The sequence below is a fragment of the Streptomyces tauricus genome, from assembly GCF_014650955.1.
In the GTDB taxonomy this organism is placed as follows: domain Bacteria; phylum Actinomycetota; class Actinomycetes; order Streptomycetales; family Streptomycetaceae; genus Streptomyces; species Streptomyces tauricus.
Genome location: NZ_BMVY01000020.1, coordinates 116,961 through 142,991 on the forward strand (window position 1 = coordinate 116,961; position 26,031 = coordinate 142,991).

Consider the following 26,031-nt stretch of genomic DNA (forward strand, 5'->3'; position numbering starts at 1 on the left):
TCCCGCACGTTCCCCGCCCGAGCCGCAGCATGAACTAACGGGCCCAACAACGCAGTTGGCCGGGGGGTCGGCACGTCAGGCAACAGGAGGACGTAATGCGCACGAGTACCCGCGGATCCCGCAGGCTGATGGCCCTCGCGGCCGTGGCCGCGCTGACGACGGGGCTGCTCGCCGGCTGCGCCGAGGACTCTGACGACGGGTCGTCGGACTCGGACGGCGGCAGCGGCGGTGGCAAGACCACGCTGACCATCGGCACCTTCGGGGTATTCGGCTACAAGCAGGCCGGCCTCTACGACGAGTACATGAAGCAGAACCCCGACATCACGATCAAGGAGAACGTCACCACCCGTACGGACGTCTACTGGCCGAAGACGCTCACCCGTCTGCAGGCCGGCGCGGGTACCGACGACATCCAGGCGATCGAGGTCGGCAACGTCGCCGAGGCGGTCCAGACGCAGGGCGACAAGTTCGTCGACCTCGGCAAGGACGTCGACAAGTCCCAGTGGCTCGACTGGAAGACGGCCCAGGCCACCACCAAGGACGGCAAGACCATCGGCCTCGGCACCGACGTCGGCCCGATGGCGGTCTGCTACCGCAAGGACCTCTTCAAGGCGGCGGGTCTGGAGACGGACCGCGTCAAGCTCGCCGAGCAGTGGAAGGGCGACTGGTCGAAGTACGTCGATGTCGGCAAGCAGTACATGAAGAAGGCGCCCAAGGACACCAAGTTCGTGGACTCCGCCTCCTCGGTCTACAACGCGGCGCTCGGTGGCGAGAGCGAGCGGTACTACGACAAGGACGGCAACGTCATCTGGGACAAGTCCTCCGGGGTGGAGAAGGCCTGGGACACCTCGATGGAGGTGGCGACCAGCAACATGTCGGCGAAGCTGAAGCAGTTCGACAAGCCGTGGGACCAGGCCTTCGCCAACGGCGGCTTCGCGACGGTGGCCTGCCCCGCGTGGATGCTGGGCTACATCCAGGAGAAGTCCGGTGACGCCGGCAAGGGCAAGTGGGACGTGGCGGCGGCGCCCACCGCGGCCAACTGGGGCGGCTCGTTCATCGGTGTGCCCACGGCGGGCAAGCACCAGAAGGAGGCCATCAAGCTGGCGAAGTGGCTGACCGCCCCCGAGCAGCAGGCGAAGGTCTTCGCCAAGCAGGCGAGCTTCCCGTCGACCCCGTCGGCGTACGCGAGCCTGAAGCCGCAGGCCGCCACCACGGCGTTCTTCTCGAACGCGCCGATCACACAGATCTTCTCCGACTCGGCCAAGACCATCCCGACGCAGATCTTCGGCGTCAAGGACCAGCCGATCAACACCGCCATCTCGGACGTCGGCATCCTCCAGGTCGAGCAGAAGGGCAAGACCCCGGACCAGGGCTGGGACGCTGCCACCTCGGAGATCAAGGACGTGCTCGGCCAGTGACCAGCTCCAAGCAGGCTCTCGCGCGATCCGCGCCGAGCGCCGACGCCGCGCCCGGCTCCCAGCCGGGCGCGGCGCGCCGTGCTCACGGTCGCGGTACACCGCCCCCGGGCCCCGGGTCCTGGCGCAGCCGGATGTACCGCTGGGACATGAAGGCGTCGCCGTACGCGCTCATCGCCCCCTTCTTCATCTTCTTCGGTGCCTTCGGGCTCGTCCCGCTGCTGTACACGGCCTGGTACTCGCTGCACAACGTGCAGCTGTCGAACCTGGACCAGCAGACCTGGGTGGGCCTGGACAACTACAAGAACCTGCTGTCCTCGGAGTTCTTCTGGAACGCGCTGCAGAACACCTTCACCATCGGTGTGATCTCGACCGTGCCGCAGCTGGTCATGGCTCTCGGCATCGCGCACCTGCTCAACTACAAGCTGCGGGGCTCGACCCTGTGGCGCGTCGTGATGCTCACCCCGTACGCCACCTCGGTGGCGGCGGCGACGCTGGTGTTCGTCCTGCTGTACTCGTGGGACGGCGGCATGATCAACTGGCTGCTGGGTTTCATCGGGGTCGACCCGGTCAACTGGCGTGAGTCCACCTGGGGTTCGCAGTTCGCCGTCTCCTCGATCGTGATCTGGCGGTGGACCGGCTACAACGCGCTGATCTACCTCGCCGCGATGCAGGCGATCCCCGCCGACCTGTACGAGTCGGCGGCGCTTGACGGCGCGGGCCGCTGGCAGCAGTTCCGCCATGTGACGATCCCGATGCTGCGGCCCACCATCCTGTTCACGGTGGTCGTCTCCACGATCGGCGCGACGCAGCTGTTCGGCGAACCGCTCCTGTTCGGCGGGGTCAGCGGTTCCAAGGGCGGCTCCGACCACGACTACCAGACGCTCGGCCTGTACATGTACGACCAGGGCTGGATCATCGGCAACCTCGGCAAGGCGTCCGCGATCGCCTGGACGATGTTCCTGATCCTGCTGATCGTCGCCGCGGTCAACCTGCTGATCACCCGACGGCTGAGGAAGTCCCAATGACGACAAGTGAACTGACGCCCCCTCAGGCACAGGCAACCCCGGCGGAGAAGGACGGACGGAACGGCTCCGGACGGCGCCGGCTGATGGGCGCGGGCAAGCAGATGCACGCGGGTCCCGTCACCTATGCCGTGCTGGCGGTCTTCGCCCTCGTCTCGCTGGCACCGCTGCTGTGGACCGTGGTGGCGGCCTCGCGCACCAACCAGCGGCTGGCCCAGACACCGCCGCCGCTGTGGATCGGCGGCAACCTCTTCAAGAACCTCGAGGCCGCGTGGAACGAGGCCTCCCTCGGCACCGCGATGCTCAACAGCCTCATCGTCGCCGGGACCATCACCGTCGGCACCGTCCTGTTCTCGACACTCGCCGGGTTCGCCTTCGCCAAACTGCGCTTCAAGTTCTCGAACGTCCTGCTGCTGCTGACCATCGGCACGATGATGATCCCGCCGCAGCTGGCGATCGTCCCGCTGTATCTGTGGATGAGCGAGCTGGGCTGGTCCAACCAGCTGCAGACGGTCATCCTGCCGACCGTGGTCAGCGCCTTCGGTACGTTCTTCATGCGGCAGTACCTGGTACAGGCGCTGCCCGGCGAGCTGATCGAGGCGGCACGGGTCGACGGCGCGAGCAGTCTGCGTATCGTGTGGCACGTCGTCTTCCCGGCGGCGCGGCCGGCGATGGCCGTGCTCGGACTGCTGACGTTCGTGATGGCCTGGAACGACTTCCTGTGGCCGATCATCGCGCTCACCCAGCAGAACCCCACCGTGCAGGTCGCCCTCAACTCGCTCGGCACGGGCTACATCCCCGACCAGGCCGTGATCATGGCGGGCGCGCTCCTCGGCACCCTGCCGCTGCTCATCGCCTTCCTGCTGTTCGGCAAGCAGATCGTGGGCGGGATCATGCAGGGCGCGATCAAGGGCTGACCCGCCGCGCCCGCACCCGAGCCCGCCCGCGTACGCACACCCGCACGCGCACCCGCACCCGCACGCCCGCCCGACGGGGGCCGAGCCGCCGCCTCGCCCCCGTCCCGCACCCCGTACGCCCGGTACCTCCTGATCCGCAGGTACCGCACCGCACACCTCTGGTCTCATCACCCGGTCTCCTACGACCTTCCTCCCATGGGAGCGCTTCCATGCCCGAGCCCGAAACGCCCGTGACCTTCCCGCCCGCCTTCCTCTGGGGCGCGGCGACCTCCGCGTACCAGATCGAAGGGGCGGTGCGGGAGGACGGCCGTACGCCCTCGATCTGGGACACCTTCAGCCATACGCCAGGCAAGACGGCAGGCGGCGAGAACGGCGACATCGCCAACGACCACTACCACCGCTACCGCGACGACGTGGCGATGATGGCGGACCTGGGCCTGACCGCGTACCGCTTCTCGGTGTCCTGGTCCCGGGTGCAGCCGACGGGCCGCGGGCCCGCCGTGCAGCGCGGCCTCGACTTCTACCGGCGCCTGGTCGACGAGCTGCTCTCGCACGGCATCAAGCCCGCCGTCACCCTCTACCACTGGGACCTCCCGCAGGAGCTGGAGGACGCGGGCGGCTGGCCCGAGCGCGACACGGCCCTGCGCTTCGCCGAGTACGCGCAGATCGTCGGCGAGGCACTCGGGGACCGCGTCGAGCAGTGGATCACGCTCAACGAGCCCTGGTGCAGCGCGTTCCTCGGGTACGCGTCCGGTGTGCACGCCCCCGGCCGCACCGACCCGGAGGCCTCCCTGCGGGCGGCGCACCACCTCAACCTGGCGCACGGCCTGGGCACCAAGGCCCTGCGCACCGCGATGCCCGCCCGCAACACCATCGCCGTGAGCCTCAACTCCTCGGTGGTCAGGCCGCTCACCCAGGACCCGGCCGACCTGGCGGCGGTCCAGCGCATCGACGACCTGGCCAACGGCATCTTCCACGGCCCGATGCTGCACGGCGCGTACCCGCAGACCCTGCTCGCGGCGACGGCCTCGGTGACGGACTGGTCGTACGTGCGGGACGGCGACCTCGCCCTGATCAGGCAGCCGCTGGACGCGCTCGGTCTGAACTACTACACGCCGACGCTGGTGTCGGCCGCCCCGGCGGACGCGGCGGGCCCGCGCTCGGACGGCCACGGCGCGAGCGAGTTCTCCCCCTGGCCGGGCGCGGACGACGTGGCCTTCCACCAGACCCCCGGCGAGCGCACCGAGATGGGCTGGACGATCGACCCGTCGGGCCTTCAGGACCTGATCATGCGCTACACCCGCGAGGTGCCGGGCCTGCCGCTGTACATCACGGAGAACGGCGCCGCCTACGACGACAAGCCGGACCCGGACGGCCGCGTCCACGACCCGGAGCGCATCGCGTATCTGCACGGGCACCTGCGCGCGGTCCGCCGCGCGATCGCCGAGGGCGCGGACGTCCGCGGCTACTACCTCTGGTCCCTGATGGACAACTTCGAGTGGGCGTACGGCTACGGCAAGCGCTTCGGCGCGGTGTACGTGGACTACGCGACGCAGGCCCGTACGCCGAAGTCGAGCGCCCTGTGGTACCGCGAGGCCGCCCGCAGCGGCGAGCTGCCGCCGGTGAGCCCGGTCGAGTGAGGGCGTAGTCACCCACGTACACGCGCGCCCCGGCCGGGTGGGGGGAAGGCCGGCCGGGGCGCGCGACCCCCGCGCGGGCATGACCTCCTGCGGGGGCGTTCCGGGGGTCGAGCAGAGGTTGAGCAGGGGTCGTACAGGGGCTGAACGGGACTTGCAGGGGGCTTACTTGTAGGCGGCGAAGGCCTTCGAGAAGGCGTTCGCGTCCTGGAGGACCGAGCTGCACGTGGCGTCGGCGGCGGGCTTGGTGCCGCCCGCGCACTGCTTGTCGCGGGTCGCGGACCACAGGGAGAGCCAGCCGAGCCCCTTCGACTGGGCGAACTTCACGAGCTGGGTGGCGTCCTCGACCGTGAAGATCTCCGACACGACGTCGTTGACGCCGATCATCGGGGTGACGGCGACCGCCTTCCAGGCGGCGGAGTCGGAGAGGCCCAGCACCGCCTTGATCTGCGCCTGGGTCGCGGTGGCGGCCTGCTCGGCGTAGGTGCCCATGTCACCGCTGTAGGCCGGCCCGTAGTCCATCGCCATGATGTTGACCGTGTCGATGCCGACGCCGTTCGCCTTGGCGTCCGCGAGGAGGCTCACGCCGTCCTGGGTGAGGCCCTCCGGCATGACCGGCAGGGTGAACGAGACGTCCAGGCCCGGGTGTTCGCTCTGGAGCTTCGCGATCGCCTTGGCCCGGCGGGTGTTGGCCGCCTTGTCCGGGAGCGCGCCGCCCTCCACGTCGAAGTCGACCTTCGTCAGGTCGTACGCGTCCACGGCCTTGCCGTACGCCGCCGCGAGGGCGTCCGCCGAGGCGCAGTTCAGCGCCAGTTCGGAGCCCGCCGCGCCGCCGAACGAGACGCGTACGTCACCGCCCTTGGCCCGCAGTGCGCCGATCTGCGCGGCGACCGCGTCGCCGCCGAGGTCCGTCACCCCGCCCCACTTGGGGGTGCAGCCGCCGCCGTCCGTGACGAAGGCGAGGTTGTACTCCTTCACGCCGGTGGCCGCGGAGTGGGCGAGCAGGTCGAAGGCGGGGTAGAGCGAGGTGTCGACGTAGGGCGCGAAGCCGGCGCCGGCGGCCGTGCCGCTGCCGGTGGTCCCGGAGGGTGTCGGGGTGGCGCTCGGAGGCTTGGTCGTGGTGGCCGTGGGGGTCGGCGTGGCCGTCGGGGTCGCGGTGGACTTCGTCGGTTCCGGTGACGGGGACGAGGTCTGCGTGGGACGGCCGGTGGGTTCCGGTGTCGCGCCGTCGTCCACCGAGCACTTGGCGCCGTCGACAAGACAGCCGGTCGGGTCGCCGGCTCCCTTCACCACGAAGCCGACGGTCACCGCCTCGCCCTGCGCGAGCCCGTCCTTGTCCCAGGACGGCGGCTTCACGGTGACGTGCCGCCCGCTCACCTGGGACTCGGCGTTCCACAGCGAACTCAGCTCCGCGCCCGACGGCAGGTCGAACTCCAGCGTCCAGTCCTTCTTCGCACCGGCGCTGTCGTTGGCCACGACGTACTGCGCGGTGTAACCCGTCGACCAGTCGCTGGTCTTCGTGTACGCGGCACCGACGCCCGCCGCCTGGGCCGTACCGGAGAACAGGAACGCCCCGCCGCCGACCACGGCCGCGGCCACCACGCCGCCTATCGCCTTGTTCCTGCCACTGGCCATGCGCCGGTGCGTACTCATCGCGTGCCTGCCTTCGCTGTACGGGGCCCCGGTTTCCGCGAACGGACCGAGGGTGGGGGTGCGGCAGCACGCTAGCGAGCCAGAACCCGGCAAAACGCCTGATCCGGACGGGACTCGTGGTTCTTAGGGTGCGCTTAAGGAAGGGATCGGGGACGGTTAAAGGTCGAGACCAATTTGGCGGGTCTGCGCCGGCGCACCGAGCCCCGGTGACCGCGCCGCTCGGGCTCGCACCCGTCCAGCTGGATCCAGATCCTCACCTCGGTGCCGCCGAGTACGGAACGGCCGATCCGTACGTCACCGCCCGTCGACTCCGCGAGCCGGCGCACGATGTCCAGGCCGAGCCCGGTCGAGCCGTCGGCGCCCGAGCCGCGGCCACGGGCCATCGCGGCCTGCGGGTCGGCTATGCCCGGGCCCGCGTCCGAGACGAGGACGATCACCGCGTCCTCGCCGTTGTGCACGTCGACCGCGAAGGCCGTGCCCTCGGCCGTGTGCCGGAACACGTTCCCGAGCAGCGCGTCGAGCGCGGCGACCAGATCGGCGCGGGCCACCGGTATCCGTACGGGCCGGTCGACCCCGGCCACCCGCACCTTGCGTCCCTCGTCCTCCGCGAGCGCCGACCAGAAGTCCATGCGCTCCCGGACCACCTCGGCCGCGTCGCAGCCGACGCCGACGCCGACCGCCGCGGTCTGCGGCTTGGCGTCCCGGGCCGTGCGGATGATCGTGTCGACCTCGCGCTCCAACTGGGCGACGGCGGCCCGGGTCTGCTCGGCGGCCGGCCCGTCGCCGAGCGAGGCCGCGTTCAGCCGCAGCACCGTGAGCGGTGTACGCAGCCGGTGCGAGAGGTCGGCCGCCAGCTCCCGTTCGTTCGCCAGGAGTTGGACGACCTGGTCCGCCATGGAGTTGAAGGCGACCGCCGCGAGCCGCAGCTCGGTCGGCCCCTCCTCGGGCACGCGCGCACCCAGCTTCCCCTCCCCCAGTTCGTGCGCGCTCTCCACCAGGCGCTGCGCGGGCTGCACCATCCGGACACCGAGCCGGTCGGCCACCGCGACCGAGCCGACGACGAGCGCGACCCCGACCCCGGCGAGGACCGCCCAGGCCGTGCCCAGGCCGTTGGTGACCTCCGCCTCGGGGACGTACACCTCGACGACCGCGATCTCGCCCGAGCTGAGCGCGACGGGCTGCAACAGCGTGGACCCGCCCGGCACTTCGGTGGTGGAGGCGCGGCCCAGCTTCCGGGTCGTGGCGATGTCCTTGTCGGCGGCACGCTGCCGCCCGATGTCGACGGCCTGCTGCTCCCCACCGGTCCCGCCACCGTCCCCGTCACCGCCGCCAGCGTCACCGCTGTCCCCATCACCGCTGTCCCCGGCGCCGGCAGGTATGTGGACGGCCATTCCCGCGTCCGAGGCCGCCGAGGCGACGACCCGCTCCAGCTCGTCCCGGTCGGTGGTGATCGAGAGCGCGGGCGCGACGGCCGCCGCCTCCCGCTCGGCGTTCGAGAACGCCCGGTCCCTCGCCATCTCCCTGATCACCAGGCCCAGCGGGACCGCGAAGGCCACCACCACCATCGTCGTGACGGCCACACAGACCTTGACCAGCGCCCACCTCATCGCGCCGGCTCCGTGCCCGCCGGACCGCGCAGCCCGCCCTGCCCCGGCGGCTCCAGCTTCACGCCGACCCCGCGCAGGGTGTGCAGATAGCGCGGCCGGGCCGCCGTCTCACCCAGCTTCCGCCGCAGCCAGGACAGATGGACGTCGATGGTCTGGTCGTCCCCGTAGGACTGCTGCCACACCTCGGCCAGCAGCTCCTTGCGCGCCACGACGACACCGGGCCGCCCCGCGAGGAAGGCCAGCAGGTCGAACTCGCGCCGGGTCAGGTCCAGTCGTACGCCGTCCAGTTCGGCCTGGCGGCGCAGCGGGTCGATGGCGAGGCCGCCGACCCTGAGCTGCGGCGAGGGCGGCGGCTCCGAGGCGGAGGACCGGGCCCGGCGCAGGACCGCCGCCATCCTCGCGGACAGGTGCTCCACCGAGAACGGCTTCGTCAGATAGTCGTCCGCGCCGTCGTTCAACAGCCGGACGATCTCCGTCTCGTCGTCCCGCGCGGTCGCCACGATCACGGGCACGTCGGTGATGCCGCGCAGCATCTTCAGCGCCTCCGACCCGTCCAGGTCGGGCAGGCCGAGATCCAGGATCACGACGTCGAAACGGAAATGGGCGACCTCGCGCAACGCCTCAAGGGCCGTACCGACACTGCGCACCGTGTGCGCGGCCTCGGTCAGATGCCGGATGAGGGCGGAGCGTACGAACTGGTCGTCCTCGACCACGAGCACACTTGCCATGAGCCGCACCGTACGCCAATCAGGCGAACCGGGTCCTGGGCCTGTGGACAACTCCCGGGCCTGTGGACGGACGGGACACGGACGGGGCTCGTGGGGCAGGATGGCCCGCGATGCGCAGAGGACTCGTACACGTACTGGCTTGGTCGCTCGCCACGGGCGCGGCGGTCACGCTGTCGTGGTGGGGTGTGCACACGGTCATGACGGGGACGGCCTACGATCCGCCGCGGGCGCTGCCGATCGCCGCGGACGGGGCCGCGCGGGGGGCGAAGCCGCTGTCGTCCTCGACGAGTCGGCCGGAGTCGCCGACGGGGTCGGCGGCCTCGCCGTCGAAGAGCCGGTCGCCGCGGGCGAGCGCCTCGGCCTCGGCCGCGCCCTCGGCTTCGCCGTCATCGTCGCCGTCGCCGTCGCGTTCGAAGCCGGCGGGTGCCGCCTCGCCGGGCGCGGGGGCCTCCGGCGAGGTGAGGAGCTACGACACCGACGGCGGGCGGGTCGTCTTCGCTCTCGGGAAGACGTCCGCGTCGCTGGTGTCCGCGACGCCCGCGTCCGGGTGGTCGATGCAGGTGTGGAAGACGGAGACGTGGATCCGGGTGGAGTTCTCGTCCGGGGCGGACCGGGTGTCGGTGTTCTGTACGTGGCACGACTCGGCGCCGCGGGTCGAGGTCAACGACTACTGAGCGCCAGGGGCGCGCTCGGGGTCGTTGCGGTCCGCGGGTCCGGTGGGGGCTCTGGTCGCGCAGTTCCCCGCGCTCCTGAAAGCCGCGAGCCTGCTGTCACCCTGGCCGACGGGGCTGCGCGGTGTCCTAGCGGAACACTGACGGTGGGGGTGCCGGGGATGCCACCGCCGAGGCGTCCGTGACCGGGTTCGCGCCGCCGGTGAAGTCCCGTAGCGTCCGGCCGTGTTCGACCCTGGCCGGGTGGGGGTCGGAGGCCGCGCGGCGGGTCAGTTCCGCGACGGGCAGTGGCTGGTCGGAGGCCACCAGGACCGCGTTGCCGAAGCGTTTGCCGCGCAGGACCGTGGGGTCGGCGACGAGGGCGAGTTCGGGGAAGACGCCGGCCGCGGTGGCGATCTGGCCCCGCAGATGCGCCAGGGGCGGCCCGTCGGCGAGGTTGGCGGCGTACATCCCACCGGCCTTGACGACTCTGCGTACGTCGGCGAGGAACTCCTCGGACGTCAGATGCGCGGGCGTGCGCGCCCCGCTGAACACGTCCGCGACGACCAGGTCCGCCCAGCCGTCCGGCACCTTGGCGAGCCCTTCGCGGGCGTCGACGGACCGCACCCGGATCCGGGCGTTCGGGTCCAACGGCAGCCCGCGCCGCACCAGTTGGACGAGTGCCGCGTCCCGCTCGACGACCTGCTGGGTGGAGCGGGGGCGGGTGGCGGCCACGTAGCGGGCGAGGGTGAGGGCGCCACCGCCGAGGTGCACGGCGTGCACGGGCCTGCCGGGCGGGGCGACGAGGTCGATGACATGCCCGAGGCGGCGCTGGTACTCGAAGCTCAGATACGCCGGATCGTCGAGGTCGACATGCGACTGCGGGGCCCCGTCGATGAGCAGGGTCCAGCCCCGCGCCCGCTCCCGATCGGGCAGCAACTCGGCAAGCCCACCGTCCACACTCTCGACAACGGCCGCACTCGCCACCCGCCGACTCTTCCCCTTACCCATCCCTCCATTATCGACCAGGAGAAGGAACCCGCCTCAGCACCAGCCCACCAAAGGGGCGCGGGGAACGGTGCAGTCTTTTGTCTTTCGGGGGCGCAGCCCGCAAGGGGCGCGGGGAACTGCGCGACCTGGCCATTGCAGACCCGCACCCTCTGCCTTCAGGGGCGCGGGGAACTGCGCGACACCCCCACCGGGCCGGCAGACGGCGACGCCCCCAAGCCGGCACCCCCTCCCCCGCACCTCAACGGCAGTTGTCCGCCGCCTCGATCAGCCGCGCCGCCTCCCCCAACGCCGCCCGCAACACCGCAGGATCGGTCGCCAGGTCCGCGTCCCCCGGCGGAAGCAGCCAGTCCGACCCCTCGACGGGCGGCTCGGGCGCCAGCCGGACCCCCCGCCCGTCGGTCCGCGTACACGTACTGCCCGGCACGTCCCAGGCGGAAGCCGTACCCGGCGGCACGAGAAACCCGAGAGTGTCGCAGTTGTCGTCGTGCAGAACGGGCCCGACCGCCTCGGCGGGAGCGCCCCGTCGCAGGATGTCGACGGCCTCCAGCCCCTGCCGGGCGGGCACGGTGACGAGATCGCACACACCCTCGGGGCAGTTGCCCTGCCTGGTCTCCATCCTGGCCTCCACCACGGAACCCCTCCTCGATCGAGCACACCACATGGTTCAACGCTGTACCGCGTCAACGGCTACGGCGAAACTCGGCCGCAAAGGATGGCAGTTCATGGCGGATCAGGGATGAGATATCCGTTTTGTAGCCAAACCCAGCGTGGTGGACTCATCACAGCGGGTACGTTCGTGCCCGCCGGAAACACAGGTGCGGCCCGATCGGTCACATGATCAACTCGCTCCGTTTCCGGCATGGTTCGACGGTTCGCGAGAGAGGGCCCGGCCATGGCGTCGTCACCGACGACCTCGTCGTCCCAGTCACCTCGACCACCTCGGCCGCCACGGCCGAATCTCGCCTTCCGGCGCCTGCGCGGACAGCGCTCGCCGGGCGAGTTCGCCGCCGCCGTGCGGCGGGCTGCCCGGGAGATCGACGAACGGGTCAGCTGCGACGCGCGCTACATCGGGCGGGTCGAGGCGGGCGAGATCCGCTGTCCCAACTACGCGTACGAACGGGTTTTCCTGCACATGTTCCCCGGCCGGACACTGACCGACCTGGGGTTCGTGCCCCGTTCGGCGGTACGTGGACGGGGGGCGCGCACCGCCGAGGTGGCGCCCGCTCCACGCACCACGAGCCCGCTGTCCGCCCCGCATGAGACGGACGGGGCGTACGAGCCGTATGTCACGACACACGACCCGTACGCGTCGTACGACCCGCACGACCCGTACGACCCGCACGAGATCGACGATCAGAACCACGAGGAGAGCGACGTGCAACGTCGCGCATTCATGAGCGGCGGTACCGCCACGGTGGCGGCCGCCTCACTGGGCCCCTGGGGGCTCGCGTTCGGCGGCACGGCCGAGGCCGCGCCGCGTTCCGTGCGCCGCGCCGGCGAGGCCGAGGCGGGGGCGCTGGAAGAGGCCGTCCGCAAGATCCGCCTGCTGGACGACCGGCACGGCGCCGACGGGCTGTACCGGAGGGCGGCGGCTCCGCTGCGGGCCGCGTACGCCCTGCTGGACGCCGGTGCGGCGCGGCAGGCGACCACCGAGCGGCTGCACACGGGCGCCGGTGAACTGGCCATCTCGGTCGGCTGGCTGGCGCACGACTCGGGGCGGTTCGACGACGCCCGCTCGCACTACGCGGAGGCGCTCGCGACGGCACGGGTGGCGAGGGACCCGGCGCTGGAGGCGCACGCCTTCTGCAACACGTCCTTCCTCGCCCGGGACGCGGGACGGCCCCGCGAGGCGGTACGGGCGGCCCAGGCCGCGCAGTACGCGGCGCGCCCCCTGGGCTCGGCCCGGCTCCTGTCCCTGCTCGCGCTGCGCGAGGCGGGCGGCTGGGCGGGGCTGGCCGACCGGACGGGCTGCGAGCAGGCGCTGACCCGGGCGCAGGCCCTGTACGGGCGGGGCCCCTGTGACTCCGATCCGGAGTGGATGAGCTTCTACGGAGACGCCGAACTGGCGGGTCTTGAGGCGCAGTGCTGGTCGACGCTCGGCGACTGGCAGCGCGCCGCCCACCAGGCACGCCGCGCGACCCGGCTCCAGGACCCGCACTTCACCCGCAATCTCGCGCTGTACACGGCCGAGCTCGCCGACGACCTGGCCCGCGCCGGGCACCCCGACGAGGCCGCCGCGGCCGGGCTGCGCGTCCTGGACCTGCTGGACGAGGTCCAGTCGTCCCGGGTACAGACCATGCTGGCGGGGACGGCCAGGGTCCTGCTGCCCCACCGCCGCGCCTCGGGGGTGTCGGACTTCCTGGAACGGCACAGGGCCCTTCCGCGACCGGCCTAGAACCCGTCCGGCGAACGCCCCTGGGTGCCGGTCACGAGGTCAGATGGCCGCAGTCGTTCCAGGTCTCGATCGCGGGCTCTCCGTAGGCCCAGCCCAGGACCGAGAGGGACGTGGGGTTGAGGCGGACCCGGGCCGCGAAGTCGATGTCCAGGCCGAGCCAGCGGGCGCCGATCGAACGCAGGATGTGGCCGTGGGCGAAGACCAGCACGTCACGCTCCCCGGCGCGGACCCGCTCGACGACCTCGTCCGCGCGCGCGGAGACCTCCGCGAGGGTCTCCCCCTCGGGCACACCGTCCCGCCAGATCAGCCAGTCGGGGCGGTCGGCCCTGATCTCGTCGGGGGTCAGGCCCTCGTACGCGCCGTAGTCCCACTCCATGAGCGCGTCCCAGGGGGTCGCCCGGTCGCCGAAGCCGGCGATCTCGCACGTCTCACGCGCGCGTGCCAGCGGGCTGGTGAGGACCTCAGCTCCCGGGAGCCCGTCCAGCGGTGACCGGTACAGGCGCTCGCCGAGCAGTTTCGCGCCGCGTCTGCCCTCGTCCAGAAGCGGGATGTCGGTCCTGCCGGTGTGCTTGCCGGACAGCGACCATTGCGTCTGTCCGTGCCGGGCCAGCAGGATGCGCGGTGCCATGAAAGGACCTTTCGGGGAAACTCGGGCGGGTGAACCGCAGAAGAACGAGGGATGGATCACTTCAATCATCGCGCACCTGCCCGAGAGGCAACCCGGCGGGCGATCTCGGCGTCTTTGAGCACCGGGGGCGCCCCCACAGGGGAAGCGCACAGACCGTACATTGGTCCGCGGCACTGCGGGCGGGGGAGCAGGAGGGGGAGGAATCGGATGCTGCGGACCGATGCACCAGTCAGCGAGGCGGCACCACGACTCCGCCTCCGCTGGTGGACCGAGCTGCCCCTGATCCTGCTGGTGTACGGGGCGTACTCCGCGGGACGGCTCCTCGCGCGCGGGGATGTGACCCATGCCGTCGACCACGGCCTGGCGATCCTGCGGGTGGAGAAGTTCTTCTTCCTGAACGCCGAGCACCCGCTGAACCGCCTGTTCACGCGTGAGCCCTGGCTCGGCATCCCGGCGGACTTCTGGTACGCGTCACTGCACTACATGGTGACGCCCGCCGTCCTGGTCTGGCTGTTCCGGTCCCGCGCGGTGCGCTACCGGGCCGCCCGGACCTGGCTGATGACGTCCACGTTCATGGGCCTGATCGGTTTCACCCTGCTGCCGACGTGCCCGCCGCGCCTGCTGGCGGCGAGCCACGGATTCGTCGACACGATGGCCCAGTACAGCGACTACGGCTGGTGGGGCGGCGAGGCGAGCGCGCCCCGCGGCCTCGGCGGCATGACGAACCAGTACGCGGCGATGCCGAGCCTGCACTGCGGCTGGGCCCTGTGGTGCGGTGTGATGCTCTGGATGTACGGCGGCACGCGGCTCACCAAGATCGCGGGGGTCCTGTATCCGCTGATCACGACGATCGTGGTGATGGGCACCGCCAACCACTACTTCCTCGACGCGGTCGCGGGCTTCGCCGTCATGGGCGTCGGACTCCTGCTCACCCGGCCGGTGCTGCGGCTCGCGGACACCTTCCGGGCACGGTTCGGAATCCGCCCCTTCGCACCGGCCCTCGGGGGTCCCCCAGCCGCTCCCCCGGTCGCCCCGCACGACACAGGTTCCTCAATTGTCAGTGCAGGGTGCCAGACTTCGCCGGGTGAGCGACTTCCCCGACAGCGCAAGGTCCCAGCCACCCCGGGTGCCGCCGAGCCGGGAGCCGAACCGGCAGTCAGTCCCGTCGACTCGGGGGACGAGACTCCGGCAGCGGCTCGCTGAGCTGCGCGGCCCGGCCGTCCCACCGCAGCCGCTGGACGCGCGCGCCCTCGCGGCGCTCGCGGCGAACCCGGGGTGCCGCCGGCGCGCGATCCTCGACGGCGCGGGCGTGAACAAGGCGGTGCTGGCGAGTGCGCTCGGCTCGCCGTCGGCCTTCGGGCAGTCGCAGTTCGCGTTCATGCGGGGCAACGCCTTCGAGGCGCGGGTCAAGGCCGACGGGGGCGCGGAGCTGCTGCGGCTCGTGCACGAGAAGCTGGACCCGGGGGCCGAGCCACCCGCGGGCGGCGCCGTTCCCGATCTGAGTGCCGTCGGCCCCGAGGGGCGCACGGCGCGTACGGCGCTGGCGCTGCGCGAGGCCACCGCGGCCGGCGGCTGGACGCTGCTCGACCATCCGCTGCTCGCGCTGGAGGTGGCGGGCTCCCCCGCCTTCCTGGAGCCGGACGCGGTGGTCGTGCACCCCGACGGCGGCTGGACGGTCGTCGAGATCAAGTCCTTCCCGATGCTGGACGGTTCGGCGGACCCGGCCAAGGTCGGCGCGGCGGCCCGCCAGTCCGCGGTGTACGTCCTGGCTCTTGAGCAGGTCGCGGCCCGCCTCGACCCCGCGCCGGAGGTCCGGCCCACCGTGCTGCTGGTCTGCCCGAAGGACTTCTCCAACCTGCCGACCGCGTCGGCCGTGGACGTCCGCAAGCAGTGCTCGGTGACCCGCCGCCAGCTGGACCGCCTCACCCGCGTCGAGGACATCGCCGACGCGCTCCCCGAGGGCACCTGCTTCTCCCCCGACCTCCCCGCCGCCGAACTGACGGCCGCGGTGGAGTCGGTCCCGGCGACCTACGCCCCGGAGTGCCTCGCCGCCTGCGAACTGGCCTTCCACTGCCGAGCCCGCTCCCGCGCCGAGGGCGCGGTGACCTCCCTGGGCCGCTCCCTGCGGGCGGAACTGGGCGCCCTGACCACGGTCGACGACGTCCTGTCCGCGGCCCACGGCCACACCGGCGACCCGACGGACCCGACGGTCGACGCCCTGCGCAGAGCGGCAGCCCTCCGCACAGAGGCCCTGGCCACCCCAAGCCCCGCCAGCGGCGTGAGCAACGCCGCCCCCAGCCCCGCAAGGGGCGCGGGGAACTGCGCACCTAGCCACGACGGCGCGGCACCTGACAACGAACCCCAGCTACCCCGCCCCTCCAGGGGCGCGGGGAACGGCGCACCCAGCCACGACGGCGCGGCACCCGACGGCCAACCCCAGGGGTCGAAATGACCCTGATCACCACCCTCGCGAGGCTGGAAGCCGTGAGCACCGGCCGGGCCCAGCCCCTCACCACCGTCCGCCACCGCCACCTCACCGACCACCCGCTGGTCCTCGTCCCGCTCACCACCGCGGGAGAGGCGGGCGCCCCCCTGGGCGCACTGGTCGGCACGGACCGCGACGCGCCACGCCTCCTCGTCGTGCCGCAGCCCCGCGACCGCGACCTCCGCTTCGCGTTCCTCGCGGAGCTCGCGGACATCGTCCTGCCGTACATCGACGCCTACGCGGACGACGTCGAGGCGGCCGAGCGCAACGAGACCGACCCGGAGACCGGCAAGCGGGTCAAGGTCGAGGTCGAACTGTGCGCGGACGCACCCCAGTTGATCGTCCCGGGCCGGGCCGGCATCGAACTCGTACGGCTGCTGGGGCGTTCCATGCGGTTCAGGCGCACCGCCGAGCAGGACCCGGAGACCCCGTATCCCGCGCCGCCGCGCGTACCGCTGCTCGGACGGTGGCTCACGCACTACGGGGAGCGGGCCCGGGTGCCGGGTTCGTCGCTCCTGACGGCCCTCACCGATGTCCTGTCCCGGCACTGGGCCACCGGCCAGTCCTCCCTGGAGGACCAGCACCTCGGCGCGCTGCTCGCCTGGATCGACCCCCCGGAGGGCGAGTCCGGCGCCGAGGCGGCGCTGCGGGCCGAGCTGCTGCGGGACGCCCAGGGCCAGCTCGTCTGCCCGCCCGCCGGACCGGCCACCGACCCGGCCTTCGACAACAAGCTGCTCGCCCCCGCCATCGAGCGCTACGACCGCGCGCGTACGGCGCTCGCCGCCGCCGAGGACGGTGTCGAGGCGGACGACCGGCTCGGTGAACTCACCGCGGCCGAGCGGCACATCCACGAGCTGGTGGCCAGCCGTACCCGCCCCACCTGGGACGCGGTGTGGCACGGCCTCGACCTGCTGCGGACGCTGCCCGAGGGTCCGCGCGCGGCCGACCGCTGGACCCGCGACCGCTGGTCGTTCACCGGCCACCGGGACCGGGTCCTCGCCGGCGAGCCGCCGCAGCCGCGCCGCGACGACGCGGTCACGGCGGCGAACAAACTCGCCACGCGCGAGCGCGAGCAGGCCCGGCTGGAGGCGCAGGAGGCCCTCGACGACCCGCTGGTCATGGCCGGGCGCCGGCTCGGGGGTGAGGCCTTCGCGGGTGAGGTCACCGATGTCGTGATGGCGTACAGCGAGGGGAAGCGGGCCGCCCCGCGCCCGCTGGTGACCGTGCGCACGGACGACCGGCCGCATCTCGGCGAGCGTGTGAAGGTCTACCGCTCGCTCGGCGGCAAGCCGCAGTCGGCGGAGTTCGTGGGGTACGAGACGGACGGTTCGGCCGGTGTTCCCGACGGCGGCGGCGACGGTGGTGGCGGCGGCGGAACCCTCGTCGTGCTGCGCATCCTCGACAAGATGGGCCGCGGCAAGGAGCCCGAGCCCGGATCCGTACCGGAGAAGGGCGATCCGGTCTGCTTCACGCTCTTCGAGCACGAGCAGCGGGGCGGCGCGAAGCTGCCCGAGCCTGAGGACACGCCGTGGACGCACGGCGGACCGCCCGGAGAGACCGACGCCGCCCCGCGGCCCGACGCCGTGACCGAAGAGGACGTCCTGTGACCAGTGCGGTGAACGCCGTGTTCGACCCGGGGGCCGAGGCCGCCCGCGCCACCGACGCGATCCTGCGCGACACCCTGCACGGGACGCACCGCGGGGTCGTGGTCGACTCACCGCCCGGCGCGGGCAAGTCCACCCTCGTCGTACGGGCCGCGCTCGAACTGGCCGAGGCGGGGCGCCCGCTGATGGTCATCGCCCAGACGAACGCCCAGGTGGACGACCTGGTGCTGCGCCTCGCCGAGAAGAACCCCGAGCTGCCCGTGGGCCGGCTGCACAGCAGCGACTCCGACCCGTACGACAAGGCGCTCGACGAGCTGCCGAACGTCCGCAAGTCCGCGAAGGCGGGTGATCTCGCCGGGCTCGACGTGGTCATCTCGACGGCCGCGAAATGGGCGCACGTCAAGGGCGTCGAGCCGTGGCGGCACGCGATCGTCGACGAGGCGTACCAGATGCGGTCGGACGCGCTGCTCGCCGTGGCCGGGCTGTTCGAGCGGGCGCTGTTCGTGGGCGACCCGGGGCAGTTGGACCCGTTCGCGATCGTCGGTTCGGAGCAGTGGGCGGGCCTGTCGTACGACCCCTCGGCCTCGGCCGTGACGACCCTCCTCGCGCACAATCCGGGGCTGCCGCAGCACCGGCTGCCGGTCTCCTGGCGGCTCCCCGCCTCCGCGGCGCCGCTGGTGTCGGCCGCGTTCTACCCCTTCACACCGTTCCGCAGCGGCACGGGCCACGGCGACCGGCGGCTCGCCTTCGCGGTGCCGTCGGACGGGTCGAGCCCCGACCGCGTCATCGACGAGGCGGCCGAATCGGGCTGGGGCCTGCTGGAACTCCCGGCCCGGCACACCCCGCGCACGGACCCGGAGGCGATCGGGGCCCTCGCGCTGGTCGTACGCCGACTGCTGGACCGGGGCGGCGCGGCGACCTCGGAGCGGTCCCCCGACGCGGCCCCGCTGACGGCCGACCGGATCGCCGTCGGCACAGCCCACCGCGACCAGGCGGCGGCCGTGCGGGCGGCGCTGGCCGAACTGGGTGTCCCGGAGGTGACGGTCGACACGGCGAACCGGCTGCAGGGGCGGGAGTACGACGTGACCGTCGTCCTGCACCCCCTGTCGGGGCGTCCCGACGCGACGGCGTTCCATCTGGAGACGGGCCGCCTGTGCGTGCTGGCGTCGCGCCACCGGCACGCGTGCATCGTCGTGTGCCGTGCCGGTGTCACCGACCTGCTCGACGACCACCCGTCCACGGAGCCGGTGCAGCTGGGCGTCACGGTGAAGTTCCCCGACGGCTGGGAGGCGAATCACGCGGTGTTCTCGCAGCTGTCTGAACACCGGGTGGCGTGGACGTCGTAAAGGAGCGTGTGCGGGGGCGCGCGTCAGGGCCGATGGCCCTCTTGCGCGGTCAAGGGACAATGGACGGTGGCCCGCCCACACGGACGGGCTGACCGCTGTACGAGGAGGAGAAGTCATGGCGGAGCCCACGCCGCGTCGGAACGAGCCGCGGCTTCGCCCCGCGCCGCTGCTCTTCGAGCCCGCGGACGCGGCCACCGATCCGGAGCACTTCTTCGACCTGGAGTCGATCGACGATCCGCGGGCGCTGCTGGCCCGTTCCACGGAGCTGGCGCTCGCGTTCCGGGCGGCGACCGATCGGGCCGTCGAGTTCCAGGCGATGGCGGCGGCGCAGCTCGCGGATCCGCGGCGGTTCGACCGGCTCACCCCGGCGGAGGTCGCTGCGCGGGCTGAGTGGACCGAGGACTATGCGAAGAAGATGGTGGAGTTCGGGCGGGAGTTGTTGCGGGGGGCCGATGCGGAGGGGTATGCGGATCCGATCTGAGGATCGTCCGCGGGGTTGCGCCGTTCCTCGCGCCCCTGAAGACAGTTCGTGCGGGTCTGTAATGGCGAGGTTGCGCAGTTCCCCGCGCCCCTAAAGGCGTCTGGTTGCGCCGTTCCTCGCGCCCCTGAAGGCAGTCCGTGCGGGTCTGTCATGGCCAGGTTGCGCAGTTCCCCGCGCCCCTAAAAGGCGTCTGGTTGCGCCGTTCCCCGCGCCCCTGAAGGCGAAAGGCGTTTGGTTGCGCCGGTTCCCTGCGCCCCTGAAGGCGAAAGGCAACTGGTTGCGCCGTTCCTCGCGCCCGCGAGGGCGAAAGGCAACAGATTGCGCCGTTCCCCGCGCCCTTGAAAAGGGAAAGGCAACCGAGTTCTGGCATATGCCAGGTGGGCAAGATACTCCACGGTGTTCTCTTCTGTCCCGGGTTCTCGCAACTCTGTGGGAGTGGGTGATCACGGCGGGTAGACATGTGTGTCATGAGCATCGATCGGAACCTGGTAAGCATCGCCCCCCACTGCCCCGGAACCGTGAACGACGCCGGCCCGGAGGTCACCGAGGCCACCGGGGTCACCCCCGAGGGCGCGGCCTGGCTCGCCTCGGCAGGAACGTATCCGCGTAGTACCCGCGCCCTCTGGGACGACCGGCCCACCGCCCCCGTGGTCCTCGCCTGCGGCTCCGTCTTCGACGTCGTCAACGCTCCCGCCCTGTTCGGCCGCCACATGCTGGACCGGCTGTGGGACGAGGGTCCGGGCTCGGGTCCCGTGGCCGCCCACCGGGGCCGGATGCTCCTGTTCGCCGCCCCGGGCACGGCCCACCGCCTGCCCTCGCTGCTGGAGTGGGAGGAGTGGGGATCGGGCGGCGCCTCGGAGCGGGGCCGGGCCATCCCGCCGCTCCTGTGTCACGGCACGGGTGACGCGGTGACCGTCCCCGCCCCGACCCCCCTCGTACCGGCGGCGCCGACCGCCCCCGACCGTCTCGGATCCCGCTGGCTGGTCGCCCCCGACACCCGCGCCCCCTGGCTGCCGGGGCCGGAGATCATGCTGTGGGCGGCGGTACGAGCTGCCCGGTCAGCGGCCCGGCGGCAGCTGTCGGAGCCCTGCCCCACGGCATCGATATCGATTTTTCCTCCCGCCGATCAGGATGCTAAGGTCTACGACGTCAGCAGGCGCCGCTAGCTCAGTTGGTTAGAGCAGCTGACTCTTAATCAGCGGGTCCGGGGTTCGAGTCCCTGGCGGCGCACAGACGGTGGAAAGCCCCTCGCGGAAGCGGGGGGCTTTTCGCGTGCCCGCGCCGCTCAGTCGGCGTCCCGTCCGGTCGAGATCGTCACCGTCCACGCCCCCGACGCCGTCCGGTCCGCCACCTCGACCCGTACGCCCTCCCCGGGCACGGTGAAGCTCTCGCCGAGGCCGACCGGCGCGTCCGCGAGAGGGGCGTAGACCGAGTCGTCCCAGCAGGTCCCGGAACCGGGGTGCGCGTCGACCACCTCGATCGGCCCGCGGCCGGACTCCGTCCCGCCCTGCACCCGGTAGACGAGTACGCCCTGCGAACAGGCCTCCTCGTCGTTGCCGGCCGGCCCGCGCACCTCGAAGGCGATGGCGCTGTCCCGTGCGGTCCGCACCACCGCCAGCTTCGTCCCGCCCGCCGTCCCGAACCCCGCCCACCCGGGCTCGGACCCCGGCGCGCCCGCCGCGGTGCCGCCCGCCGCGGCCACACCGGACCCCGCCGCCAGCGGCTCGAGCGTCAGTCGCGTGCCCCGCCCGCCCGCGTCCCGTACGCACGCCACCTGACGTGGTTCCAGCCACCCGAGTTTCCATTTGTGCCAGCCGAAGAGGTCGGGGGCGAGTCCGAACTGGCTGCCCATGAGGTCCCAGTCGCCGACGTACGTGTCCCAGTCGCCCTTGCCGTCGACGGGCCGGTGGTAGAGGTCGGGCAGATCGAAGACGTGGCCGGTCTCGTGGGCCAGGACCAGCCGGTCCGGCGGGTGCTTCTCGAACACGGTGACGATCCGGCGGATGTCCGTGCCGTCGGCCCGCAGCGGCACGTCCATGTTCACCACCTTCGTCGCGTCCGAGTCGACGCCGGGAGCGTCGGGATCGGCGACGAAGTAGACGACGTCGTAGCGGGAGAAGTCGACGTGGCTGTCCGCCGCCGCGAGGGCGTCCCGCAGATACGCGGAGCGCGACGCGGCGTTCCAGTCGCGCTGTATGGCGTACGCGGTCGACGCCCGCGGCATCCGGATCCACTCACGCAGCGGGTGCGGGCGCAGCTGGAACTTTCCGTACGAGGCCCGTTCGAAGAAGCGGCTGGTGGCCGGGAAGTAGTCGGCCGTGAGTTCGGCGGGCCTGGTCAGCGGTGCGGCGTCCGGGAAGGAGAGGAAGACCATCACCGCGTCCAGGCGGCGGGCGGGCCGCGGATAGGCGGCGTTCCAGGTGTCCACACCCTCGGAGTGGTGGGCCGCGGTCCGTTTCAGCGCGCACGGCATCGAGAGCGGCACGGCGGCGGTGGGGACGGCCAGGGAGGTGGCCGCGAGCGCCGCCATGGAGGTGAACACGGCCGCGGGCATCCGCCATCCGTGACCGGTCCAGATCTGCCCGCGCAGGCGGGGTCGGACCCCGCCACGGGTGAGCCCCTTGAGGGGGAGCAGACGCGGCACGTCGACCTCCGGATGCGGAATTCGGGATACCGCAACCAGCCTGTGATGATTTGTTCCCCTACGCCCTGTTTATCTGATCCAAAGGAGTGAGCGGGCCGACATCCGACCGAGAACATCGGGGAGCACCAGGGGGGCGCCAGGACACGCCGACACCCCGACCACTCACGGAACGTCACAAGTGATCGGCCGATGAAGGAACCTGTCCAGGTGCGGGCAGAAACGATCTGTCAGAAAGGGGTGCCCGTCCGGGACACTGGACGGTAGCTGGAAGGCCTAACGGCCAGCCTCTATGATCGGCACACTTTCCTGCGCGGACACGGCTGGAGCGGCCGTCCACCACCGGCCGACCCCCGACGAGACCTGTACGACGAACGAGTGCACAGCGGGAGCGAACGGTGAGCGGAACGTCCGATGGACCGGCGCCCACGGCAGACCTCGTTCGGTCGGCCGTCACAGAGAGTCATGCCACGAGCTCTCTTCGTGCCGGGACCCTCTCTCATGAGGAACGGGCTCGACGGGTCGAGCCCCTGGTAGAGCCCCTGAGCGACACCCCCGTCGACCTGTCGGCCGGACTGCCGGTCGGCCTCTCGTCCAAGTTCCCGGTCGGTCTGGCCGCGGGACTTCCGGCGAGGCTGTCGGCCGCCGCCCCGGCCGGACTCCCCTCGCACACGGAGGCGGGGTCCGGGGCCGGTACGGGCGTCGAGGGGCGTACGTTTCGAGCCACGTTCGCCGCCGCGCCCCTCGCGATGGCCGTCGTGGACCGCGAGGGCCGGGTCGTCACGGCCAACGACACGCTGGCCGCGCTGCTCGGCATCGGCTCCGACGGGGACGGCCTCACCGGCCGCATCGCCGCCGACCTGGTGGACCTCGCCTCGGACGCCCGTACCTGGCACGCGTACCGCGAGGTGCTCCGCGGCCGGCAGGCCCGGCTGCGCTGCACCCGGCGCCTCAAACACCCCGACGGCCACTCCCTCTGGGCGCAGGTGACGGTCAGTCCGCTGCCCGAGGAGGAGCGGGCCGTGCTGATCTCGGTCTCCGACATCAGCGGTCGCCGGGAGCTCCAGGCGCGGCTTCGGCACCTCCAGATGCACGACCCGGTGACCCGGCTGCCCAACCGCACCCTGTTCTTCGAACGGCTGTCGGCCGCGCTGGAGGCCGAGGCGTACGAGGAGTCGGGCACCGGCCGGATCGGGCTCTGCTATCTGGACCTGGACGGATTCAAGGCGGTCAACGACACGCTCGGCCACCGCGTCGGCGACCGGCTGCTGGCGGCCGTCGCCGAACGGCTGACCCGCTGCGCGAACGAGGCCGGGTACGCGAGAACCGCCACCCCGCTGGTCGCCCGGCTCGGCGGCGACGAGTTCGCGCTGCTCGTCGAGGACTCGACGGGTACGGAACAGCTCGCGGACCTGGCCGATTCCGTGCTGAAGTCCCTCCAGGTGCCCTTCGACCTGTCCGGGCAGCGGCTGTCGGTCTCGGCCTCGATCGGAGTAGTGGAGCGGCACGCGGCGGGCACCACCGCGACCGGTCTGATGCAGGCCGCCGACACGACGCTGTACTGGGCGAAGGCCGACGGCAAGGCCCGCTGGACGCTCTTCGACCCGGAGCGCAACGCCCACCGCATGACCCGTCAGGCGCTCTCCTCCACACTGCGTCCCGCGGTCGAGCGCGGCGAGTTCGCCCTGGAGTACCAGCCGCTGGTCTGCATGGAGGACGGCGTCGTGCGCGGCGTCGAGGCGCTGGTGCGATGGAACCATCCTCAGTTCGGCACACTGACGCCGAATCGGTTCATCGGACTGGCCGAGGAGGACGGGTCGATCGTCCAGCTGGGCCGCTGGGTGCTGGCCACCGCCTGCTGGCAGGCCCGCCGCTGGCAGCTGGAGCACCCGGACGCCGAGCCGATCTTCGTCAGCGTGAACGTGGCGGTGCGGCAGGTCTGGGACTCCGACCTGGTGTCCGACGTGGCGGCGATCCTCGCGGAGACGGGGCTCGCCCCGCACCTGCTCCAGCTGGAGCTGACCGAGTCCGCGGTGATGGGCTCCGCGGACCGGCCGCTGCAGGCCCTCCAGGCGCTCAGCGACATGGGTGTGGGCATCGCCATCGACGACTTCGGCACGGGGTACTCGAACCTCGCCTACCTGAGCCGGCTGCCGGTCTCGGTGCTGAAGCTCGACGGGTCGTTCGTCCGGGGCTTCCAGTACGAGAGCGGGGACCACGAGGGCGCGGACGGCGTCGGAGCGCCGCCCAACCCCGCCGACGAGGTCGTCGTCGAGGCGATGATCCAGCTCGCGCACCGGCTCGGCCTCACCGTCACCGCCGAATGCGTGGAGACGGCGGGCCAGGCGACCCGCCTGCGGCGCATCGGCTGCGACACCGGCCAGGGATGGCTGTACTCCCGGCCGGTGGCGCCGGATCGTATCTCCGCGCTCCTGTCCGCGGCGGCCTGCCCGTAGGGCCTGACCGCGCGGGGACACAAGCCCTAGGCGGGCAGCCCGTACGCGTCCGCGATCAGCTCGTACGAGCGCAGGCGTACGGCTCCGCTGTGGGCGTTGGCGGTGAGCATCAGCTCGTCGGCGCCCGTGCGCTTCTGGAGGTCGTCGAGACCGGAGCGGACCTCGTCGGCGCCGCCGTGGATGACGTTCGTGTTCCAGGAGTCGACGAACTCCCGCTCCATCGGGCTGAAGTCGTACGCCTCCGCCTCCTCCGGAGTGGGGACCAGACCGGGGCGGCCGGTGCGCAGGCGGACCATGTTCAGCGCGGCGGCCATGATCTGGCGGCGGGCCTCCTTCTCGTCGTCCGTCGCGAGCGCGGAGACGCCGATGAGGGCGTACGGCTCGTCGAGCACGGCCGACGGCCGGAAGGACTCCCGGTAGAGGTCCAGCGCCGGGACGGTGTTCTGCGCCGAGAAGTGGTGCGCGAAGGCGAAGGGCAGCCCGAGGGTGCCGGCGAGGCGGGCGCTGAAGCCGGACGAGCCGAGGAGCCACACGGGCGGCCGGTGGGGGGACTGGACACCGCCGGGCGAGGTCGCCTGGACCGGTCCCGGGACCGCGTGGATACGCGCGTACGGGTGGCCGTCCGGGAAGTCGTCGTCCAGGAAACGGGTCAGCTCCGCGAGCTGCTGGGGGAAGTCGTCGGCGCCCTCGTTCAGGCGGTCCGAGCGGCGCAGGGCCGCGGCCGTGGCGCCGTCCGTGCCCGGGGCGCGGCCGAGGCCGAGGTCCACACGGCCCGGGGCCATCGCTTCGAGCGTGCCGAACTGCTCCGCGATGACCAGCGGGGCGTGGTTCGGCAGCATCACGCCGCCCGAGCCCAGGCGGATGCGGGTCGTGTGGGCGGCCAGGTGGGCGAGGATCACGGCCGGTGAGGAGGAGGCGACGCCCGGCATGGAGTGGTGCTCGGCCACCCAGTAGCGGTGGAAGCCGCGGGTCTCCGCGAGGCGGGACAGCTCCACGGCGGTCCGCAGGGACTCGGTCGCGGTGTGGCCTGCGCCTACCGTGACCAGGTCCAGGACGGAGAGGGGGGTGGGGGCGGTGCCCTTCGCCTCCGCTCGGATGTCGCTGGTCTCGGTGGGCGTGTGGTCCGGTGCCGCCACGGTGTTTCCTCCTGTTTGGTGCGCGCGATTTCCCGCGTTGCGACAACAGGAGGGGGGCTCCGGTTATTCCTCCGCCCCCGCCGCCCCTACCCTCCCCCATCGTCCACACATGGGGGCTGCGCCCCCTCGCCCCCGCAATCGCGCTGACGCGCTCGTCCTCAAACGCCGGACGGGCTAGATATAGCCCCTCCGGCGTTTGAGGAGCGGGGGTTCGGG

General features: G+C 72.1%; 21 protein-coding genes and 1 tRNA gene. 14 read left to right on the top strand and 8 right to left on the bottom strand.

What is annotated here, in order from left to right:
* Positions 1-95: 95 nt before the first annotated feature.
* The 4 genes from IE278_RS26630 (at position 96) to IE278_RS26645 (ending at position 4,997) form a co-directional block, all read left to right on the top strand.
* Positions 96-1,418 (top strand): ABC transporter substrate-binding protein, encoded by a 1,323-nt coding sequence (locus tag IE278_RS26630; protein WP_189775801.1) that lies wholly within the window; start codon positions 96-98, stop codon positions 1,416-1,418.
* Positions 1,415-2,443: a carbohydrate ABC transporter permease gene (locus tag IE278_RS26635; protein WP_189775802.1), complete on the top strand. Its 1,029-nt coding sequence runs from the start codon at positions 1,415-1,417 to the stop codon at positions 2,441-2,443. Before IE278_RS26630 ends, IE278_RS26635 begins: the two co-directional genes overlap by 4 nt.
* Positions 2,440-3,357, top strand: a complete 918-nt coding sequence (locus IE278_RS26640; RefSeq protein WP_189775803.1) for a carbohydrate ABC transporter permease — start codon at positions 2,440-2,442, stop codon at positions 3,355-3,357. The genes IE278_RS26635 and IE278_RS26640 overlap by 4 nt, the downstream gene beginning before the upstream one ends.
* 209 nt (positions 3,358-3,566) lie before the next feature.
* A complete protein-coding gene (locus tag IE278_RS26645; RefSeq protein ID WP_189775804.1) occupies positions 3,567-4,997 on the top strand; it encodes a GH1 family beta-glucosidase in 1,431 nt (476 codons plus the stop codon).
* Positions 4,998-5,159: 162 nt separating this feature from the next.
* On the opposite strand, the gene IE278_RS26650 is transcribed toward IE278_RS26645, so the two are convergent.
* The 3 genes from IE278_RS26650 to IE278_RS26660 form a co-directional block, all read right to left on the bottom strand.
* The gene (locus IE278_RS26650) at positions 5,160-6,647 is read right to left on the bottom strand and encodes a glycoside hydrolase family 18 protein (protein ID WP_189775805.1); all 1,488 of its coding nucleotides are present in this window, start codon (positions 6,645-6,647) and stop codon (positions 5,160-5,162) included.
* A gap of 134 nt (positions 6,648-6,781) precedes the next feature.
* Entirely contained in the window at positions 6,782-8,254 is a 1,473-nt protein-coding gene (locus IE278_RS26655) for a sensor histidine kinase (protein ID WP_189775806.1), read from the bottom strand.
* Positions 8,251-8,982, bottom strand: coding sequence for a response regulator transcription factor (locus tag IE278_RS26660; protein WP_189775807.1), 732 nt, complete (start codon positions 8,980-8,982; stop codon positions 8,251-8,253). The genes IE278_RS26655 and IE278_RS26660 overlap by 4 nt, the downstream gene beginning before the upstream one ends.
* Positions 8,983-9,092: 110 nt before the next feature.
* Here IE278_RS26660 and IE278_RS26665 point away from each other — a divergent pair, with 110 nt between their 5' ends.
* The gene (locus IE278_RS26665) at positions 9,093-9,656 is read left to right on the top strand and encodes a hypothetical protein (RefSeq protein ID WP_189775808.1); all 564 of its coding nucleotides are present in this window, start codon (positions 9,093-9,095) and stop codon (positions 9,654-9,656) included.
* A gap of 126 nt (positions 9,657-9,782) precedes the next feature.
* Here the strand turns inward: IE278_RS26665 and IE278_RS26670 are convergent, their stop codons facing one another.
* Both IE278_RS26670 and IE278_RS26675 read right to left on the bottom strand, forming a co-directional pair.
* Positions 9,783-10,643: a spermidine synthase gene (locus IE278_RS26670; RefSeq protein ID WP_189775809.1), complete on the bottom strand. Its 861-nt coding sequence runs from the start codon at positions 10,641-10,643 to the stop codon at positions 9,783-9,785.
* A gap of 238 nt (positions 10,644-10,881) precedes the next feature.
* Positions 10,882-11,259 carry a hypothetical protein gene (locus IE278_RS26675; RefSeq protein WP_189775839.1) on the bottom strand — a complete coding sequence of 126 codons (378 nt, stop codon included), beginning with the start codon at positions 11,257-11,259 and terminating at the stop codon, positions 10,882-10,884.
* A 276-nt stretch (positions 11,260-11,535) separates the two neighbouring features.
* On the opposite strand from IE278_RS26675, the gene IE278_RS26680 reads away from it, so the two are divergent.
* Entirely contained in the window at positions 11,536-13,038 is a 1,503-nt protein-coding gene (locus IE278_RS26680) for an NsdA family TPR-like regulatory protein (RefSeq protein WP_189775810.1), read from the top strand.
* A gap of 31 nt (positions 13,039-13,069) precedes the next feature.
* On the opposite strand, the gene IE278_RS26685 is transcribed toward IE278_RS26680, so the two are convergent.
* Positions 13,070-13,666: a histidine phosphatase family protein gene (locus tag IE278_RS26685; protein WP_189775811.1), complete on the bottom strand. Its 597-nt coding sequence runs from the start codon at positions 13,664-13,666 to the stop codon at positions 13,070-13,072.
* Between the two features lie 207 nt (positions 13,667-13,873).
* On the opposite strand from IE278_RS26685, the gene IE278_RS26690 reads away from it, so the two are divergent.
* The 7 genes from IE278_RS26690 (at position 13,874) to IE278_RS26720 (ending at position 20,812) form a co-directional block, all read left to right on the top strand.
* Complete coding sequence (locus IE278_RS26690; RefSeq protein WP_189775812.1) at positions 13,874-14,869, top strand: phosphatase PAP2 family protein; 996 nt, start codon at positions 13,874-13,876, stop codon at positions 14,867-14,869.
* On the top strand, positions 14,793-16,118 hold the full coding sequence (locus IE278_RS26695; RefSeq protein WP_246570701.1) for a hypothetical protein: 1,326 nt from the start codon (positions 14,793-14,795) through the stop codon (positions 16,116-16,118). The genes IE278_RS26690 and IE278_RS26695 overlap by 77 nt, the downstream gene beginning before the upstream one ends.
* Positions 16,115-17,758: a hypothetical protein gene (locus IE278_RS26700; RefSeq protein ID WP_189775813.1), complete on the top strand. Its 1,644-nt coding sequence runs from the start codon at positions 16,115-16,117 to the stop codon at positions 17,756-17,758. The genes IE278_RS26695 and IE278_RS26700 overlap by 4 nt, the downstream gene beginning before the upstream one ends.
* Positions 17,759-17,766: 8 nt before the next feature.
* Positions 17,767-19,101: an AAA family ATPase gene (locus IE278_RS26705; RefSeq protein WP_189775840.1), complete on the top strand. Its 1,335-nt coding sequence runs from the start codon at positions 17,767-17,769 to the stop codon at positions 19,099-19,101.
* 115 nt (positions 19,102-19,216) lie between these two features.
* Positions 19,217-19,582 (top strand): DUF8844 domain-containing protein, encoded by a 366-nt coding sequence (locus tag IE278_RS26710; protein WP_189775814.1) that lies wholly within the window; start codon positions 19,217-19,219, stop codon positions 19,580-19,582.
* A gap of 467 nt (positions 19,583-20,049) precedes the next feature.
* Entirely contained in the window at positions 20,050-20,748 is a 699-nt protein-coding gene (locus IE278_RS26715) for a bifunctional DNA primase/polymerase (RefSeq protein ID WP_189775815.1), read from the top strand.
* A tRNA-Lys gene (locus IE278_RS26720) sits at positions 20,739-20,812 on the top strand. Before IE278_RS26715 ends, IE278_RS26720 begins: the two co-directional genes overlap by 10 nt.
* Positions 20,813-20,867: 55 nt before the next feature.
* On the opposite strand, the gene IE278_RS26725 is transcribed toward IE278_RS26720, so the two are convergent.
* The gene (locus IE278_RS26725) at positions 20,868-22,226 is read right to left on the bottom strand and encodes a M6 family metalloprotease domain-containing protein (RefSeq protein ID WP_189775816.1); all 1,359 of its coding nucleotides are present in this window, start codon (positions 22,224-22,226) and stop codon (positions 20,868-20,870) included.
* 395 nt (positions 22,227-22,621) lie between these two features.
* On the opposite strand from IE278_RS26725, the gene IE278_RS26730 reads away from it, so the two are divergent.
* Positions 22,622-24,679 carry a putative bifunctional diguanylate cyclase/phosphodiesterase gene (locus IE278_RS26730; RefSeq protein WP_246570685.1) on the top strand — a complete coding sequence of 686 codons (2,058 nt, stop codon included), beginning with the start codon at positions 22,622-22,624 and terminating at the stop codon, positions 24,677-24,679.
* Positions 24,680-24,705: 26 nt separating this feature from the next.
* On the opposite strand, the gene IE278_RS26735 is transcribed toward IE278_RS26730, so the two are convergent.
* The gene (locus IE278_RS26735) at positions 24,706-25,815 is read right to left on the bottom strand and encodes an LLM class flavin-dependent oxidoreductase (RefSeq protein ID WP_189775817.1); all 1,110 of its coding nucleotides are present in this window, start codon (positions 25,813-25,815) and stop codon (positions 24,706-24,708) included.
* Positions 25,816-26,031: the final 216 nt, after the last annotated feature.